This is a genomic window from Thermomicrobium sp. (assembly GCF_053493975.1).
Map to the genome: position 1 here is coordinate 1 of NZ_JBRBZA010000042.1, position 15,622 is coordinate 15,622.

At 65.3% G+C, this 15,622-nt stretch carries 15 protein-coding genes and 1 pseudogene; 14 read left to right on the plus strand and 2 right to left on the minus strand.

The window, feature by feature from the left end:
• A partial coding sequence (locus tag ACWIVK_RS07465; protein ID WP_448576020.1) for a putative peptidoglycan binding domain-containing protein occupies positions 1–204 on the plus strand: 204 nt, incomplete at its 5' end.
• A gap of 186 nt (positions 205–390) precedes the next feature.
• Here the strand turns inward: ACWIVK_RS07465 and ACWIVK_RS07470 are convergent.
• Together ACWIVK_RS07470 and ACWIVK_RS07475 are read right to left on the minus strand one after the other, a co-directional pair.
• On the minus strand, positions 391–576 hold the full coding sequence (locus ACWIVK_RS07470; protein WP_448576021.1) for a hypothetical protein: 186 nt from the start codon (positions 574–576) through the stop codon (positions 391–393).
• A gap of 159 nt (positions 577–735) precedes the next feature.
• Positions 736–1,281 (minus strand): CorA family divalent cation transporter, encoded by a 546-nt coding sequence (locus tag ACWIVK_RS07475; protein WP_448576022.1) that lies wholly within the window; start codon positions 1,279–1,281, stop codon positions 736–738.
• Positions 1,282–1,575: 294 nt separating this feature from the next.
• Here ACWIVK_RS07475 and ACWIVK_RS07480 point away from each other — a divergent pair, with 294 nt between their 5' ends.
• The 13 genes and pseudogenes from ACWIVK_RS07480 to ACWIVK_RS07540 all read left to right on the plus strand — a co-directional run.
• Complete coding sequence (locus ACWIVK_RS07480; protein WP_448576023.1) at positions 1,576–2,334, plus strand: GntR family transcriptional regulator; 759 nt, start codon at positions 1,576–1,578, stop codon at positions 2,332–2,334.
• A gap of 83 nt (positions 2,335–2,417) precedes the next feature.
• Positions 2,418–3,452, plus strand: coding sequence for an ABC transporter permease (locus ACWIVK_RS07485; RefSeq protein ID WP_448576024.1), 1,035 nt, complete (start codon positions 2,418–2,420; stop codon positions 3,450–3,452).
• The gene (locus ACWIVK_RS07490; protein WP_448576025.1) at positions 3,449–4,345 is read left to right on the plus strand and encodes an ABC transporter permease; all 897 of its coding nucleotides are present in this window, start codon (positions 3,449–3,451) and stop codon (positions 4,343–4,345) included. The genes ACWIVK_RS07485 and ACWIVK_RS07490 overlap by 4 nt, the downstream gene beginning before the upstream one ends.
• Position 4,346: 1 nt before the next feature.
• Positions 4,347–5,396, plus strand: coding sequence for an ABC transporter ATP-binding protein (locus ACWIVK_RS07495; protein WP_448576026.1), 1,050 nt, complete (start codon positions 4,347–4,349; stop codon positions 5,394–5,396).
• The gene (locus ACWIVK_RS07500) at positions 5,389–6,450 is read left to right on the plus strand and encodes an ABC transporter ATP-binding protein (protein WP_448576027.1); all 1,062 of its coding nucleotides are present in this window, start codon (positions 5,389–5,391) and stop codon (positions 6,448–6,450) included. Before ACWIVK_RS07495 ends, ACWIVK_RS07500 begins: the two co-directional genes overlap by 8 nt.
• 21 nt (positions 6,451–6,471) lie before the next feature.
• Positions 6,472–6,654: a hypothetical protein gene (locus ACWIVK_RS07505; RefSeq protein ID WP_448576028.1), complete on the plus strand. Its 183-nt coding sequence runs from the start codon at positions 6,472–6,474 to the stop codon at positions 6,652–6,654.
• Between the two features lie 32 nt (positions 6,655–6,686).
• Complete coding sequence (locus ACWIVK_RS07510; RefSeq protein WP_448576029.1) at positions 6,687–8,564, plus strand: ABC transporter substrate-binding protein; 1,878 nt, start codon at positions 6,687–6,689, stop codon at positions 8,562–8,564.
• Between the two features lie 117 nt (positions 8,565–8,681).
• Positions 8,682–9,965: a Gfo/Idh/MocA family protein gene (locus tag ACWIVK_RS07515; RefSeq protein WP_448576030.1), complete on the plus strand. Its 1,284-nt coding sequence runs from the start codon at positions 8,682–8,684 to the stop codon at positions 9,963–9,965.
• On the plus strand, positions 9,946–10,983 hold the full coding sequence (locus ACWIVK_RS07520; protein WP_448576031.1) for an SIS domain-containing protein: 1,038 nt from the start codon (positions 9,946–9,948) through the stop codon (positions 10,981–10,983). Before ACWIVK_RS07515 ends, ACWIVK_RS07520 begins: the two co-directional genes overlap by 20 nt.
• A gap of 10 nt (positions 10,984–10,993) precedes the next feature.
• Complete coding sequence (gene nagA, locus ACWIVK_RS07525; RefSeq protein WP_448576032.1) at positions 10,994–12,232, plus strand: N-acetylglucosamine-6-phosphate deacetylase; 1,239 nt, start codon at positions 10,994–10,996, stop codon at positions 12,230–12,232.
• Between the two features lie 13 nt (positions 12,233–12,245).
• Positions 12,246–13,205 (plus strand): N-acetylmuramic acid 6-phosphate etherase, encoded by a 960-nt coding sequence (murQ, locus tag ACWIVK_RS07530; RefSeq protein WP_448576033.1) that lies wholly within the window; start codon positions 12,246–12,248, stop codon positions 13,203–13,205.
• A 17-nt stretch (positions 13,206–13,222) separates the two neighbouring features.
• On the plus strand, positions 13,223–15,328 hold the full coding sequence (locus ACWIVK_RS07535) for a glycoside hydrolase family 20 zincin-like fold domain-containing protein (RefSeq protein ID WP_448576034.1): 2,106 nt from the start codon (positions 13,223–13,225) through the stop codon (positions 15,326–15,328).
• A gap of 153 nt (positions 15,329–15,481) precedes the next feature.
• Positions 15,482–15,622, plus strand: a pseudogene (locus tag ACWIVK_RS07540) (fuconate dehydratase); the annotation flags it as partial.

Here is a 15,622-nt window from a genome sequence, read left to right on the forward strand (position 1 = left end):
CTCGTCGAGCTCCAAGAGCTCATGCGCACCCTCGGCTACTACCAGGGTCCTCCGCACGGCCAATGGGACGAGGCGACGCGCCGCGCCTATGCCGCGCTCATCGGGAACGAGAACTTCGAAGAGCGCATCCCACTCGATGCCGACTGGATCGACCGGGCTGTCCTCGAGCACCTGCGCGACCTCGCTCGCCGCCGGCAGGAGTGATCGGTTCGGGCTGGCGGTCTGGTTGACCCTTCGCCTCGCGGCTACGCCGGGAGTATCGGTGTCTCACCACAGACCGCGCCGCCGCACGTACCAAATGCCCAGTGCGAATAGAGTCAAGAGAGCACCGACGAAGACGAACCAGCCCCAGCGGCTCTCGGAACCGGGGATCCCGACGAAGTTGACCCCTCACAACCCGATCACGATCGAGACGACTCCGAAGAGGCTGGCAAGCATGGTGAGGCGACGGATACCGATCTCGGTACGGGCCTCGCGCCGGAGCCGATAGGCCTCAATCACCCCTTTGATGTAGTGGCACACGGTCGTGGTCGTCTCGATCGCCTCTCGCTGGTTCGTGATCACGTCCTCGAGCATCGGTGCTTCAGCGGGAAAGTGACGCGCCAGGCGGCTGTGCACTTGCTGTTGTGCAACACCGAGACGATGGACCGCCGGAAGATCGCGGCGCAGGATGATGAGGCACTCCAGCGTGACCAGACTCTGGAGCTCGTCGTCGGGGTCGAGCTGCTCCTCCAGCTACGCGGCCGGCTCGGCGCTCTGCAGCGTCACGGCCAGGTGCTCGTCCACCAGTGCGTCGATCGCCAGCGCGGCCAGCCGCGGCCCGCTCGCTTCCGGGTCGTGCAGTGCGTCGCGGAGGCGGTTTTCGATGGAGTCGATCGGTGCGCGATGGGTCGTGAGGAGGTAACGCTCGCGGATCAGGAAGCCGAACGGACTCGCGTGGAGGCATGGCTCGTCTCCTTCCTCAAGCCCAAGCGCGAAGACGATGACGATGGCACCACCGCCCGGCAGCAGGTCGAGTTTCGGCATTCGCGCTGGCTGAAGGAGTTGCGCCATGTTCAACGAGCCAAGCGAGAACTCATCGTGGAGGAGCGATACCGCCGTCGTGTCAGGCGAAGCGATATCGATCCACCGAATGGTCGTCTGCGCGAGCTCCCGGGGGAGCTCGCTGACCGCTTGCCCACCCGCCGTCCAGGCCCGGACAGTGAGCCGGTGCGGCTCGAGGGTGCGCGCTTCGTCCTCACCCGTCAGCCGCCATGTCCCACGTGTCTGTCGCCGCTTCATCAGCCGGAGCCGCGGTAGCCTCAGGAAGCTCCGTGCCGGCAGGGAACGCGCTCGGTCTGCTGTCTCGAATGCTCCTATGACGCGTCCACTTCTCGGTACGCACCGGGTCGGTCCTCTCGCTCAGCATACCCCAGGTTCACGAGCAAGAAGAGAGTCGGCGCTCCGGAGACGAGCCGTGATGGCCTCTCACTCGGGACGAGTGTAGTACTAGGGACTTGACACCGGCACGAAGTGGTTCTAACATTCTAACCACACAGGGTCGTCGAGATCGGACATCGACGAGCGAGGGCGCGCATGGCTAGCTGGTTCGACTCATCCAATGGGGTTCCCAAGTATCGCCAGCTCCAGCATGTGCTCGAGGAGATGATCGCGGGTCTGCGACCCGGCGAACCGATCCCGCCGGAGCGGGAACTGGAGCAGCGATTCGGCGTGAGTCGCGTCACCGTGCGCCAGGCGTTGCATCAGCTCGTTTTGGCCGGCCGTCTCGAGCGTGTGCAAGGAAAGGGTACTTTCGTCGCCCGACCTAAACTGGAGCAGGTCCTCGCGTTGACGTCATTTTCCGAGGAGATGATCCAGCGAGGGATGCGTCCGGGGAGTCGCATGCTCGGCGTGCGCAGTGTCGCGGCTCCGGCGGACCTGGCCGTCCCCCTCGACTGTGCGGTCGGGCAACCGATCATCGAGCTGCGCCGTCTGCGGCTCGCGGATGACGAACCCATGGCCTTGGAGACGGTGTACCTGTCTGCTGAACGCTTTCCAGCGTTGCTCGACGCAGATCTGACCGATCAGTCGCTCTATGCCTGGCTCGGCGAGCGGTACGGAGTTGAGCTTGCGCACGCACGACAGACGATCGAGGCGACGGTACTCGGCCCGGAGGAAGCCCGCTTGCTGGAGGTGCCGGTCGGTACGCCGGCCTTTCGGCTCGAGCGCGTTTCCTACGATCGGCGTGATCGACCTGTCGAGTTTGTCCGGAGCCTCTACCGCGGCGACCGGTACAAGTTGTTCGCCCGGCTCGAACGACCCCGGTTGAGTTTCAAGAGGGTGGACCAGCGATGATCGAACGCCTCGAGTCTCTTGGATCATGGAAGCAGCTCGCGAGAGGCTTGTTACGCTTTTCTGTCGTGTCGCCCGCGCCTCGAGTGATCCACCGAATTTCGCGCGCCTATGTCCTACGCCGATCGCTCAAGGCCATCCTGACCGTTTGGATCGTCGTGACAGCCACCTTCTTTCTCGTGCGTCTCATGCCCGGTAGCCCGGTCGAAGTCTATATCCATACCCTCATCTCGCAATACGGCTTTACGTACGACGAGGCAGCGAACCAGGCAGCATCCCTCTTCGCGTTCGATCCCGATCAGCCGCTGGTGCTTCAGTACCTGGACTACATGCGCTCACTCATTCACGGAGACCTCGGCCAGTCGCTCGTCTCTCCGGGTACACCAGTGTCATCGATTCTCCTTCGGTACCTTCCCTGGACACTCTTTAGTGCTGGTCTCGGACTGTTCTGCAGCTTTGTCCTGGGACTCGCGCTCGGTATGCTCATGGCCTACCGACGCGGTGGCGTGATCGATCACCTGCTGACCGCTCTCGGGTCGTTCTTTCAAGCCGTGCCGAACTACCTGATCGCCATCGTGTTGATCGTCTTCCTCGGGGTACAGCTTGGGTGGCTGCCGGTGACCAAGATGCGCGGTGCGGTTTCCCCCGGCCTGCAACCAGGGCTGACGGTGGCGTTCGTTACTGACGTGCTCTACCACGCGGCGCTGCCTGTCCTCACCTACGTGCTCACGACGATCGGTTCTTGGATGTTGCTGATGAAGTCGTCGACACTCTCCACCCTCGAGGAAGACTACGTCACGGTCGCTCGGGCACGCGGACTCTCCGATAGGCGCATCATGTGCGCCTATGTCGGCCGCAATGCTGTCCTCCCGCTCTTCGCGCAGGTGGCGATCGCTGCGGGATTCGTGGTCGGTGGCTCGGTCGTCATCGAGCGGATTTTCGTCTACGAAGGGATCGGTTTCGTGCTCCTCGATGCCATCAATCGCCGTGATTACCCCTTAATGCAGGCGATCTTTCTCGTGATCACGGTCTCCGTCATCGGTGCCAATCTGCTGGCTGACCTGCTGTACAGTCGGCTTGATCCACGTATCCGACGGCAGATTGCGGAGGGCGACCAATGATCGTCCACAATACGCTGCAGCGTCGTCAGCGATCAGTGCTGGGACTCGTTGCTGCCTGGCTCGCCAACCTCTTCCGGCACGACAAGGCAGGTTTCCTGGGTCTCGTGAGTGTGGTGTTCTTCGTCGGCCTCGCAGTGCTCGGACCTCTGGTCGTTCCCGAGCCGGGGAAACCGGACGTCACGAAGATCTACCAACCGCCGAGTCTCGAACACCCGCTCGGAACGGACTACGAGGGGCGTGATGTCCTCGCCCAGGTCCTCCGTGGTGGGCGCTCGATTATCCTGGTCGCAGTCTTGGCAGCCCTGTTGTCGACCGCGATCGCTATCACGTTCGGTTCTTTGGCGGCGTACCTCGGCGGGACCGTGGACTCGGTTACTGGGCTCGTGACCGATGTAGTCTTGACAGTCCCGCAGTTCCCCTTGCTCGTCGTCCTCTCCGCCTTCGTTAAGCTCGATCGCCCCTGGTTACTCGCGCTCCTGATCGGTCTCCTCTCCTGGCCGACGCTCCTCCGAGCAGTGCGCGCGCAGGTGCTCTCCCTCAAGGAACGGGAGTACGTCGAAGCGGCACGAGCGCTCGGCTTGAGCACCTTCCATATCTTGTTCCGCGAGATTCTGCCCAATATGGCCCCCTACATCGTCATGAGCTTCACCATCGGAGTCACCGCGGCGATGTATGCCCAGGTCGGTCTCTACTTCCTAGGACTGGCACCACTCGCTGGTGAGAACTGGGGAATCATGCTCAATTTCGCCTGGATCCGCGGAGCAATCTTCTTTAAGGATTCTGTTCTGTACATCCTTGCACCAGTCTTTGCTATCGCGCTCTTGCAACTCTCGCTCGTCACCGCCGCGCGTTCGCTCGAAGGGTTGTTTAACCCACGCTTACGGGAGTCCTGAGGTGATCGAAAGGCGGCAATCGCTGAACCAACCGGTACTCTCGGTGCGTGACCTCGTGATCCAGTACGAGGGAGCGGGTGGGGTCGTCCAGGCGGTGCGCGGTGTGCGCTTCGACCTCGCGCCCGACGAGAGTCTCGCGGTGATCGGCGAGAGTGGCTGTGGCAAGACGACGCTCGGCCTCGCGCTCATGGGGTTGCTCCCGAAGAGTGCCCGGATCGTCGCTGGGCAGATCCTCTATCGCACGCGCGACGGTCGGGTCTATGACGTCGTCCGCCTCTCTGGCAGGGAGCTCCGCGATTTTCGCTGGAAAGAATGCGCGATGGTGTTCCAAGGAGCCCTGAACGCCTTCAATCCCGTCCTCAAGATTTGGGACCAGGTGTTGGACACCGCGAGAGCACACGGCCTCCGCGACCGCACACGCGTCCGCGAGCAGTGCGAGCGGCTGCTCCGGCTCGTCCAGCTCGATCCCAATCGGGTCTTGCAGTCCTATCCGCACGAACTGAGCGGGGGCATGCGCCAGCGCGTCATGATAGCCTTGAGTCTGCTGTTGGAGCCCCGCCTCGTCATTTACGACGAGCCGACGACTGCTCTCGACATTCTCACCCAGCGCGCGATCATCGAGGTCCTTCGCTCGCTCCGGCAGGAACTCGGCTTCGCGATGGTGTTCATCTCGCACGATCTCCCGCTCGCTGCCGAACTGGCTGATCGCGTCGCGACGATGTACGCGGGCCGCATCGTCGAGCTCGCTCCGGTCCGCGACCTGTTCTATCGACCACGGCATCCGTATACGCGGGGACTCCTCCTCGCGGTGCCGCCGGTGAGCGGCCTACTCACGACGGTTGCTTCTATCCCCGGTTCACCACCGAGCCTCGCGAAGCTCCCGCCTGGCTGTAGCTTCGCACCGCGCTGCGAGTTGGCGACGGACCGCTGCCGAAGTGAAGATCCGCCTCTCTGCCCGGTAGGTGCGGACCACTGGAGCGCCTGTCACTACTGGTCAGCGGTGTCTCTCGATCGCCGGACGGAGCGACTGGGAGGAGCCAGTCATGCCTGAGCCGCTTCTGGCGCTGCACGGCGTTTCCGTCCACTTCCGGCGCGGCCGTACGCTCCTCCGTGCGGTCGAGGAGGTCTCGTTCTGTTTGGAACCGGGTGATGTGCTGTGTCTGGTCGGTGAGAGCGGTTCTGGAAAGACGACGCTCGGCAAGGTTGCCGCTGGTCTCCTCCGGCCGACATCCGGGAGCGTCCGGTATCGCGGACAGGATGTCTGGCGCCTCCCGGCGAACGCATTCCGCAGTTTCCGCCGCGCCGTGCAGATCGTCCACCAGGACCCGTACGCTTCCCTGAACCCGATCCGCACGGTCGCGGATGCATTGGTTGCGCCGCTGCTCCATCATGGAATCGCTCGGAACCGGGCCGATGCCGTCGAGCGGGCTGCAGGCTTGCTCGAGCTCGTCGATCTCGTTCCCCCCGAACAGTTCCTCCCCAAGTACCCGCATCAGCTGAGTGGCGGACAGCGTCAGCGCGTCTCGATCGCCCGCGCACTGACCGTCGGGCCCGAGCTGATCGTCGCCGACGAAGCCACCTCGATGGTCGATGTCTCGATCCGGGTGAGTCTTCTCCATACGCTGCGCCGTCTCCGGGAGGAGCTGGGGGTCGCGTTCCTCTTCATTACGCACGACCTGGCGATGGCCAAGTACTTCGCCTGGCAGGGCCGGATCGCCGTCCTCTACCTCGGCCGAGTCGTCGAACTCGGCCCGACTCCGAGTGTGATCGGTCATCCGCTCCACCCCTATACTCAGGCGCTCCTCGCCGCCCTCCCCGAACCGGATCCCGAGCTCACCCGTCAGAAGGCAAAGCTGCTCCTGCGGAGCCTGGATATTCCCAGCTTGGCCAAACTTCCTGCCGGATGTCCGTTTCACCCGCGTTGCCTCCACTTCGTCGCTGGACTCTGCGACGTGGAGCGGCCCCTGCTCGACGCAGTGGACGGACAGCGCGCGGTCGCCTGCCACATCGTCCAACAGGAGCGGACTGGGTCCGATGCGCTGCAGTCGAGAATGGAAGCGCCGACATCGGGCAACGACGGGTGTCTCTCGTTGGAGAGGGGGTGAGAATGGACCGGGAGTGTGCCGATGAGCCCGGAGGCCGGACGGGCAGCGCTCGCCAGCGCGTTGTTCGTCACCCTCCTCGCAGCTGGCCTCGTGTTGCTGCTGCCGAGGGATTCTCCGGAATTCGTCGTCGCGCTCCTGAGCCTTGTGGTCGGTCTCGCGTTCCTCGTTGTCGTTATCGTTGTGATTCGTCGGTTCACCCGGTGACCGGGTCACCAAGAACATGAAGGAGGAGTTCGATGCGATCGTCCGATGCGCTGCGTCTTTCCCGCCGCCGCCTGCTCGCTCTGGCGAGTGGTGCGCTCGCCAGTGGCCTGCTCGCTGCCTGCCGCGGCGAGCAAGCGACGCCGACAGCTGCCCCCACTCAGGCCCCCGTTTCCGGACAAACCCCGGTTGCTGCTGCCTCGCCGACCGCACCGCAAACCGCTCCGGCACCCGGAGGCGGCAAGGCATTCCACGGTGCCTGGCCGTACCAGATGCCACCGACCGGACACTTCAACCTGCTCGAGGGTGTGACGCAAGCGATTCTCGGTGCCGGGATCTACCACGACTTCATCTTGGCGCCGAGCGCGATGTACTACTGGGCTGACAAGAAGTGGTTACCGCTGCTCGCCGAAAGCTGGGAGTTCGATCGCACGGCCAACGAGTTCGTCCTCACACTCAAACCTGGACTCAAGTGGAGTGACGGCTCTCCCTTGACCGCCCAGGACGTCCTGACGACGGTGTGGGCAGTGCGGGCCCTGCGGAACGTGATCTGGCGCTATATCGACCGCGTCCAGGCGGTGGATGACCGCACGGTCCGCTTCCATATGAGCACCCCCTCCACCGTCGTCGAGCGCTACGTGCTCAAGCTCCGCATCGTTTCGACGAAGCAGTATGGCGAGTTCGCCAAGAAGGTTCAGGACCTGTTCGCTGCAGGCAAGAACATGGATTCTCCCGAGGGTACTGCGCTCCTCGATGAAATCAAGAACTTCCGGCCCCAGCAGATTTTGGCCAGTGGCCCGTTCCAGTTCGACTACAACAGCATCACTAATGCCCAGCTGGCCCTCGTCAAGAATCCGAACGGTGTCGGGGCAGATCGGGTTCTCTTCGATCGCCTGGTGATCTACAACGGCGAGACGCCGGACGTGACCCCGCTCGTCCTCGCCGGCGACGTGGATTACGCGACGCATGGCTTCCCGCCGGCGACCGAGAAGGCGTTTCAGCAACAGGGGATACGGATCATCCGTCCGCCGGTCTACTCCGGACCAGCCCTGCTCTTCAATCTGGACAAGCTGCCGGAGTTCCGTGACAAGCGTGCCCGCCAGGCGCTTGCCTACGCGATCGATCGTGCCCAGAACGGCACGGTCGCGCTCGGTGACTCTGGCAAAGCGGTCAAGTACATGGCCGGCTTCTCCGATATACTCGTGCCCGACTGGATTCCGCAATCGGAAATCGCGAAGCTCAACACGTATGACCATGACCCGGATCGTGCAGCCCAGCTCCTCACGCAGGCGGGCTGGCGCAAGAGCGGCGATACCTGGCAGACACCGGACGGCAAGAACGCGGAATACGAGCTGCTGTTCCCTGCCGAGTATGCCGACTGGTCAGCGAGTGCTCAGAACGTCGCTGACCAGTTGACCCGTTTCGGCATCAAGGTGGCACCCAGAAGTGTGACGTACTCCCAGCAACCGATCGAGGTCGACAAGGGGAATTTCCAACTCGCAATTCAGGCTTGGGGTTCGACGACCAACCCGCACCCGCACTTCGCCTTCGTCCAGGATCTCTTCACCCATAACATCCCGATTGCCGCGAACCAAGGTGGCCGCGGCATGGGCTTCGAGCTGAAGCAGCAGACCGACGTGCTCGGCGAAGTTGATCTCGAGCGCATGGTCGTCGATGCCGGGCTCGGGCTCGACGTCGAGGCACAACGGCAGAACGTGACCAAGCTTGCCCTGGCTTTCAATGAACTGTTACCCATGATCCCGCTGTTCGAGCGCTATGGCAACAACCCCGTTCGCGAGGGGGTGCGTGTCCAACCGTGGCCGCCCGACAGCGACCCGATCTACCGCAATGCTCCCTACGGGGATAACTTCGCGGTCATGATGATCTGGACCGGTCAGCTCAAGCCGGTGTGAGCCTGTTCCCGGCCCACCCCGCTGGGCCCCCACCGGTAGGTCGGTGGGGTGGGCCGAGTCCGCTTCCCGTCCAGCGTATGCGGGAGCGAGCGATTCATCGGGAAAGGAAGACACAGGATGCAGCGACCCGTCGAAGCTGTCCTGGTCGGCGCTGGCAACCGGGGAACCTTAGCTTACGGTACCTTCGCGCTCCGCGCTCCCTGGGATCTGCGCTTCGTCGCGGTTGCCGAGCCGAACGACGAACGCCGCACGCGCTTCGCGCAACAGCACGGAATCCCGCCCGAGCGCCAATTCCACTCCTGGCAGGAACTCGCCGAGCAACCGCAACTGGCGCCGGCCCTCATCAACGCGACAATGGACCGCGATCACTTCCCGAGTACCATCGCGTTCCTCGAGACGGGCTACCATGTCCTCCTCGAAAAGCCGATGGCGACGACACCGGAAGAGTGCCTCACCCTCGCCGCGACCGCTGAGCGGACCGGGCGCGTGCTCCAGGTGGCGCACGTGCTGCGCTACGCGCCCTTCTTCCGCACGATCTACGATCTGGTCCACAGTGGGCGGCTGGGTGAGATCGTGTCTGTCGACTGGCGCGAGAACCTGTCTTATTTCCACTTCGCACACAGCTTTATCCGCGGGAATTGGGCGAATACGGAGCGCTCGAGCCCGATGATCCTCACCAAGTGCTGTCACGACCTCGATCTTCTGGTCTGGATCCTCGATCGCTCGTGCCAGCGTGTCGCCTCCTTCGGGTCTCTCACCCACTTCACCCCAGCGAAGGCGCCGCCAGGCGCTCCGGAGCGCTGTACTGACGGTTGCCCGATCGCCGACGAGTGCCCCTACTTCGCTCCGCGGATCTATCTGTTCACGGCTGCGGGCAGTGCTTTCCAGCACGCAGTCTCTCCAGAGCCCGATCCGGAAGCGATTCTGCGAGCACTCGCAACTGGACCCTATGGGCGCTGTGTCTACCACTGCGACAACACAGCGGTCGATCACCAGGTGGTGTTGATGGAGTTCGCTGGTCAGCTCGCTGTCTCGCTCACGATGCACGGTGCCTCCCATGTCGAAGGACGGACCGTCCGCATCGACGGCACGCGTGCGACGCTCCTCGCAAACGAATCGCGCCGCGAACTCGTCATAGCCGACCACCTCACGGGTACTATCGAGACGATGCGTCTGGCGCCCCCGATCGGCGGGCATGGTGGTGGCGATGTCGGCCTCATCCGTGCGTTTGTCCAGGCTGTCCGCGGCGAACGGGCCGGTGTGCTGACGAGCGCTCATCAGGCGGTCGAAAGCCATCTTCTGGCCTTCGCGGCCGAGGACGCACGGGTCTCCGGTCGTATCCTCGACATGGCCACGTATCGTGCACAGTGGGAGCACCAGCATGTCGATACTCGCAGGTGAGATCGCCGAGCAGCCAGCTGTCCTCGAGCGCCTCCTCGACGAAGGATTCCCACGCGTCGAGGAGGTGGCAGGACGCATCCAGGCTGCTGCACCGCGCTACGTGGTGATCGCTGCCCGCGGCAGTTCCGACAATGCCGCGCGGTATGCCCAGTACCTCTTCGGGGCTTACAACCGACTTCCTGTCGCCCTGGCAACCCCTTCCCTGTTCACGCTGTACCGGCGGCCCCCGTCGCTCGCCGGAAGCCTCGTCATCGCGATCAGCCAGAGCGGCCGGTCGCCCGATATCGTCGCAGTCATCGAGGAAGGGCATCGCCAGGGTGCGCTCACTCTTGCCGTCACCAACGATCCCGCTTCTCCGCTCGCCCAGGCTGCTGAGCTCGTCCTTCCGCTCTTGGCCGGGGAGGAACAAGCCATCGCCGCGACCAAGACCTACACGGCACAGCTCTTCGTGCTCGCCCTCCTCAGCGCCCTGCTCGCTGGAGACCGCACGCGCCTGAGCCAGCTCGCCCAGGTGCCTACGGCGCTCCGCAAGACGCTCGAGCGCAACCAGATTCTCGCCCAACGGCTCGGTCCCTTCCGGGATGCTCGCCTCCTTGCCGTCATCGGCCGGGGCTTCAATTACGCGACGGCGTTCGAGGTCGCGCTGAAACTCCAGGAGACGTGTCTCGTGCTTGCTCAGCCGTATTCCTCGGCCGACTTCCGCCACGGCCCGATCGCACTCGTCGAGCCCGGCTTCCCGATCCTTCTGGTCGCTCCTTCCGGTGAAGTCTTCCCCGACCTCGCGGCGCTCACCGAGGACTTGGCTGCGCGCCAGGCAGCGCTGGCGATCGTGAGCGATGCTCCCACGCTCCTCGCTCGGGCCGATCTCCCCTTGCCGCTGCCGCCCACTGTTCCCGAGTGGCTCTCACCGCTGGTCGCCGTTGTGCCCGGACAACTCCTCGCACTCGCGCTGGCTCGCGTCCGTGGGCTCGACCCGGATCGGCCACGCGGCCTCGCCAAGGTCACCCGGACTGTTTGAGGGGGCGGCGATGGAACTGGCATTCGTCGGAGCCGAACTCGTCGATGCCGGCACCCGTCGGACGGGTTGGCGCCTCGCCATCGCTGGTTCACAGATCGCCGCGGTCGACCACGAGCATCCTCGTACCGGTGCGACTGTCGATCTCAGTGGTTTCCTCGTAGTGCCCGGTTTCATCGACCTCCACACTCACGGTGGTGGCGGCTTCGCGCTCCACACGACCGAACCGGACGAGATCAGGGCCTACGCGCACTGGGTCACGCGCACTGGCACGACTGCGTTCCTCGTCAACGTCGTCGGCGTTCCGGAAGACCTCCCCGAGCGGCAGCTCCTCGCCGCTGTCCAGGCGGTCACAGCACACGACCAGGGTGCCCTGCCCCTCGGTATCTACCTCGAGGGGCCGTTCCTGAACCCGTCGCGGCGGGGTGCGCACCATCCGTCCTGGCTACGCTTGCCCGATCGCGCGCTCGCCGAGCGGCTTCTCTCCCTCGCAGGCGGACACCTGCGCGTCGTCACGCTCGCTCCCGAACTCCCCGGCGCACTGGACGTCCTCGACCGCCTGGTCGCTGCTGGCGTGACCGTCGCGCTCGGTCACACCGACGCGACCTACGAGGTCGCACGCCAGGCCTTCGCGCGCGGCGCGCGGCTCCTCACCCACTGCTTCAACGCCATGCCGCCGCTGCTCCACCGCGCGCCTGGCCCGCTCGGCGCGCTCGTCGAGTGCCCGGCGGCCTGCGGTGAACTCGTCGCCGACGGTCACCATGTCCTACCGCCGGTGATGCGTGTCCTCACCCGTGCGCTCGGCCCCGAGCGAACCATCGTGGTCACCGATGCACAGCCGGGAGCTGGCTTGCCGACCGGTACGACCTTCGTCTTCGCGGGTCTGACGGCCCGGGTCGACGGCGACCTGGCGCGCCTCGCCGACGGCACGATCGCTGGCAGCCTCCTCACGATGGATCGCGCGCTCCGGAACCTCGTCGAGCTCGTCGACGTACCCGTCGAACAGGCGGTGCGCATGCTCAGCGAGACGCCCGCCCGGGCGCTCGGACTGGCTCACCGCAAGGGCAGGCTCGCACTCGGTTACGACGCCGATCTCGTCGTGCTCGATCCCTCCCTGCGTGTGCACGGGACGGTCTGCCGCGGCCGGGTCGCCTACGCCAGTCCGGCGTTCGCCGAACGGCTCGTTGCTGCCGGAGTCCCGCTCGAGCGAGACGTCGGGGAACCAGCCAACGCCCCTGGTTCGACTCCGTGATGGGACCGAGACGATGCGGTATCCAGTCGAGAAACCGAGCGACCGAGCGAGCGAAGCGGAGGATCCGGACCCGCGCGTGCGCGATCTCGACCGACTCTCGAGCCAGGAACTTGTCGACCTCATGCTCGAGGAGGAGGCTCGCGTCGTTCCGGCGCTCCAGCGTGAGCGTGGACGGCTCGCTGCGCTCGTCGATGCGGTGGCCGAGCGGCTAGAGCGCGGGGGCCGGCTCGTTTACGTCGGCGCGGGGACGTCAGGCCGGCTCGCGGTGCTCGATGCGCTCGAGTGTCGGCCGACCTTCGGCCTGGAGCCGGGGCGCGTCGTGGCGCTCTTGGCTGGTGGGATGCGTGCCTTGCACGAACCGGTCGAGGAAGCCGAGGACGATGAGGAGGCAGGTGCCCGCGACGTGGCGGCCCTCTGTGTCGGACCCGACGACGCGGTACTCGGCATCAGCGCCAGTGGGCGTACCCCCTACGTGCTCGGTGCGCTCGCCCAGGCACGCCACCACGGCGCGTTCGTCGCAGCGCTCGTGTGCCAGTGTCCATCACCACTCGAACAGCTGGCTGACCTCGTCGTTGCGCCGCTCGTCGGTCCCGAGGTACTCGCTGGCTCGACGCGCATGAAGGCTGGGACCGCGCAGAAGATCGCGCTTACGACCTTGAGCACCGCGGTCATGGTCCGACTGGGCCGGACGTACGGCAACCTCATGGTCGACGTGCGAGCGGTCAACCGCAAGTTGTGGTGGAGAGCCGTGGGCATCGTCGCAGAGGTTACCGGGCTCGGACTGGAAGACGCAGCTCGCTACCTGGAGCAAGCTGGGGGCGAGGCCAAGACGGCCATCCTGATGGCGCTCACCGGGGTCGATGCAGTGCAGGCGCGGGCCCGGCTCGCCGCTGCACGCGGTCACTTGCGCCCGGCACTCGCGCCGGATTTCCCGGCTGCCCCCGCGTCCGAGTCGAGCCGGGCAGGGGAGTGACTGAGAGGAGGTGTCACATGTCGGATGTACTCCCGCTCCTACCGCCACCACGCGAGGTCACGCCTGGCCCTGCCGAGGATGCCTGGCTTCTCGACTGGGACAGCGAACTCGTCGTCCCGGCTTTGGAAGCCGCCTCGCTCGATTTCGCCGCTCGCCAGCTGCAGGCCACCGTTCGTGCGGTCACTGGCCTGCCTCTCCCGCTCCGGGCGGCGCTCGACCCGCTCGATGGTTCCAACCGCATCGTCCTGCTGCGGGGTGCAGTGGCACCGGGTCTCGAGGTTCCCGGCGACGAGGGGTACGCGATCCAATGCAGCGATCGCCGGCTCGTCCTCGCGGCGACGACGCTGGCTGGTCTCTTCTATGGGATCCAGACTCTTCGTCAGCTCGTCCGTGCCTGTGGTCGGCACCTTCCCGCGCTCACGATACGGGACTGGCCCGTGCTACCCAACCGTGGCGTCATGCTCGATGTCTCGCGCGGCAAAGTCCCGACGCGCGAGACGCTCTTCCGGCTCGTCGATCTGCTCTCTCACCTCAAGTACAACCACGTCCAGCTTTATGTCGAGCACACGTTCGCGTTCCCCCGTCATCCGGAGATCGGAGAGGGGTGCGACCCGTTGACGCCGGACGACATCCGCGCGCTGGATCGCTACTGCCGCGAGCGGCACGTCGAGCTCGTCCCCAACCTCCAATCGTTCGGCCACCAGCGCCGCTTGCTCTCCCTGCCCCACTATGCCCATCTCGACGAAGTCGGCTGGCGCTGGACGCTCACGCCAGGCCGCGAAGAGACGTACCAGCTTTTGGACGAACTCTATGCCGACTACCTGCCGAACTTCTCCTCTACCTGGTTCAACGTCGACTGCGACGAAACCTGGGACCTCGGGACTGGCCAGTCGAAGGAACTCGCTCGCCAACTGGGTAAGGGGTGGCTCTATCTCCGGCACCTCTTGCGCTTGCGTGACCTCGCGGCCCGCTACGGTCGGCGGATCATGGTCTGGGCCGACATCCTGCTCCACTATCCCGACCTCGTCCGCGAGCTGCCCGACGACGTGCTCGTACTCGACTGGCACTACGAGGCGCAGGAACGGTATCCCTCGACCGAGCTCCTCGGCTCGCTCGGCCGTACCTTCTGGGTCTGTCCGGGGACGTCGAGCTGGAACACCCTCTTTCCCCGTATCGAAAACGCGCTCGCCAACATCCGTGGCCTCGTCCGCGACGGGCTCGCCCACGGTGCCTCTGGCATGCTGCTGACGGATTGGGGCGACTACGGTCACTACCAGCCGCTCTCCCTCTCGCTCTTTCCGTACGCGGTAGGCGCTGCGGTCGCCTGGTCGGGGCCCGCTGTCCTGCAGGAGTCGCTCGACCGAGCCTTCGCTGTTCAGGTCCTTTGCACCTCGCCGGACGATCCTGCCGTCGAGGCGATCCATCGGCTCGGACGCGCTGTCACCGCACCGACACTCGGCGCGTTCAACCGCTCGAACAGTGCCCTCGCCCTCTTCGACGAACCGCTGGCTGGGCGGCTCATCGACACGGTCGACCCGGCGGCGCTCAAGGGACTCCGTACGGCAGCGTTGGAGGCACTCGCGGCGTGGAGTCGCGTGCCGCGACCCGACGTCCGGCACGACTACACCTTCGTGGCCCGGCTCGTCCTCTTCGCTGCCGAAAAGCTGCGTGCGAGCCAGCGGATCCGGCAAGACCTCCGCGAACGTGCTGGTCTGAGCGGTGCGGACCGCTCGGAGGTGCTCGCGACGCTCGACTGGGCGATCGCTGAGCTCAGCGACCAGCGGCTGCGCCTGGCGGCACTCACCGCCGAGTTCGAGGCCGTCTGGCTCCGCCATGCCCGTCGCAGCGAGATCCGGCAGATGCTCGATCGCTTCGCGGCGCTCGACACCCAGTACGCGGCCGCGCTCGCCTGGCTGGCCGAGCAGCGCCAGCGTGTCGAGTCCGGCCAGTCCCTCGATGCCGAGCTGCGGAGCTATGAGGTCGCTGGCTACCGTGCCCTCTGGGAGGACGGTCTAGCCGAGCTCCAGCGTCTCGCTGAGCTGGTCGGGACCGACGAACTGCCGCCGGACATCCGCGCTGTCCTGGCCCAGGCTGGACGGACGCGCGCCGACGACGCGCGTTGAACCAGCGGTGCGTGGTGTCCCGCGTTCCTTGTGGGAGCGGTGGCACCCGGTGCCCCACTTCACGCGGCAGCGTCTTTTTGCCATCATACGGTCGTGAGAGCGAGCTGCTTGCGAAGCGCGCCGCGCTGCGATCGAACGAAAGGGGATCCGCCCATGCCCACCACGATCACTCGACTCGACGTCTACGACGTCCGCTTTCCCACCTCGCTCACCCTGGCCGGATCCGATGCCATGCATCCTGACCCGGACTATTCGGCCGCTTACGTCATCCTCCACACCGATTCCCCCGGCCTG

What these genes read in the sequence shown, in the direction of transcription:
- ACWIVK_RS07520 (WP_448576031.1), top strand. Translation starts at nt 9,946, where the DNA reads ATGTCGATACTCGCAGGTGAGATCGCCGAGCAGCCAGCTGTCCTCGAG.
- ACWIVK_RS07500 (WP_448576027.1), top strand. Translation starts at nt 5,389, where the DNA reads ATGCCTGAGCCGCTTCTGGCGCTGCACGGCGTTTCCGTCCACTTCCGG.
- ACWIVK_RS07480 (WP_448576023.1), top strand. Translation starts at nt 1,576, where the DNA reads ATGGCTAGCTGGTTCGACTCATCCAATGGGGTTCCCAAGTATCGCCAG.
- nagA (WP_448576032.1), top strand. Translation starts at nt 10,994, where the DNA reads ATGGAACTGGCATTCGTCGGAGCCGAACTCGTCGATGCCGGCACCCGT.
- ACWIVK_RS07505 (WP_448576028.1), top strand. Translation starts at nt 6,472, where the DNA reads ATGAGCCCGGAGGCCGGACGGGCAGCGCTCGCCAGCGCGTTGTTCGTC.
- murQ (WP_448576033.1), top strand. Translation starts at nt 12,246, where the DNA reads ATGCGGTATCCAGTCGAGAAACCGAGCGACCGAGCGAGCGAAGCGGAG.
- ACWIVK_RS07475 (WP_448576022.1), bottom strand. Translation starts at nt 1,281, where the DNA reads ATGAAGCGGCGACAGACACGTGGGACATGGCGGCTGACGGGTGAGGAC.
- ACWIVK_RS07515 (WP_448576030.1), top strand. Translation starts at nt 8,682, where the DNA reads ATGCAGCGACCCGTCGAAGCTGTCCTGGTCGGCGCTGGCAACCGGGGA.
- ACWIVK_RS07470 (WP_448576021.1), bottom strand. Translation starts at nt 576, where the DNA reads ATGCTCGAGGACGTGATCACGAACCAGCGAGAGGCGATCGAGACGACC.
- ACWIVK_RS07490 (WP_448576025.1), top strand. Translation starts at nt 3,449, where the DNA reads ATGATCGTCCACAATACGCTGCAGCGTCGTCAGCGATCAGTGCTGGGA.
- ACWIVK_RS07535 (WP_448576034.1), top strand. Translation starts at nt 13,223, where the DNA reads ATGTCGGATGTACTCCCGCTCCTACCGCCACCACGCGAGGTCACGCCT.
- ACWIVK_RS07510 (WP_448576029.1), top strand. Translation starts at nt 6,687, where the DNA reads ATGCGATCGTCCGATGCGCTGCGTCTTTCCCGCCGCCGCCTGCTCGCT.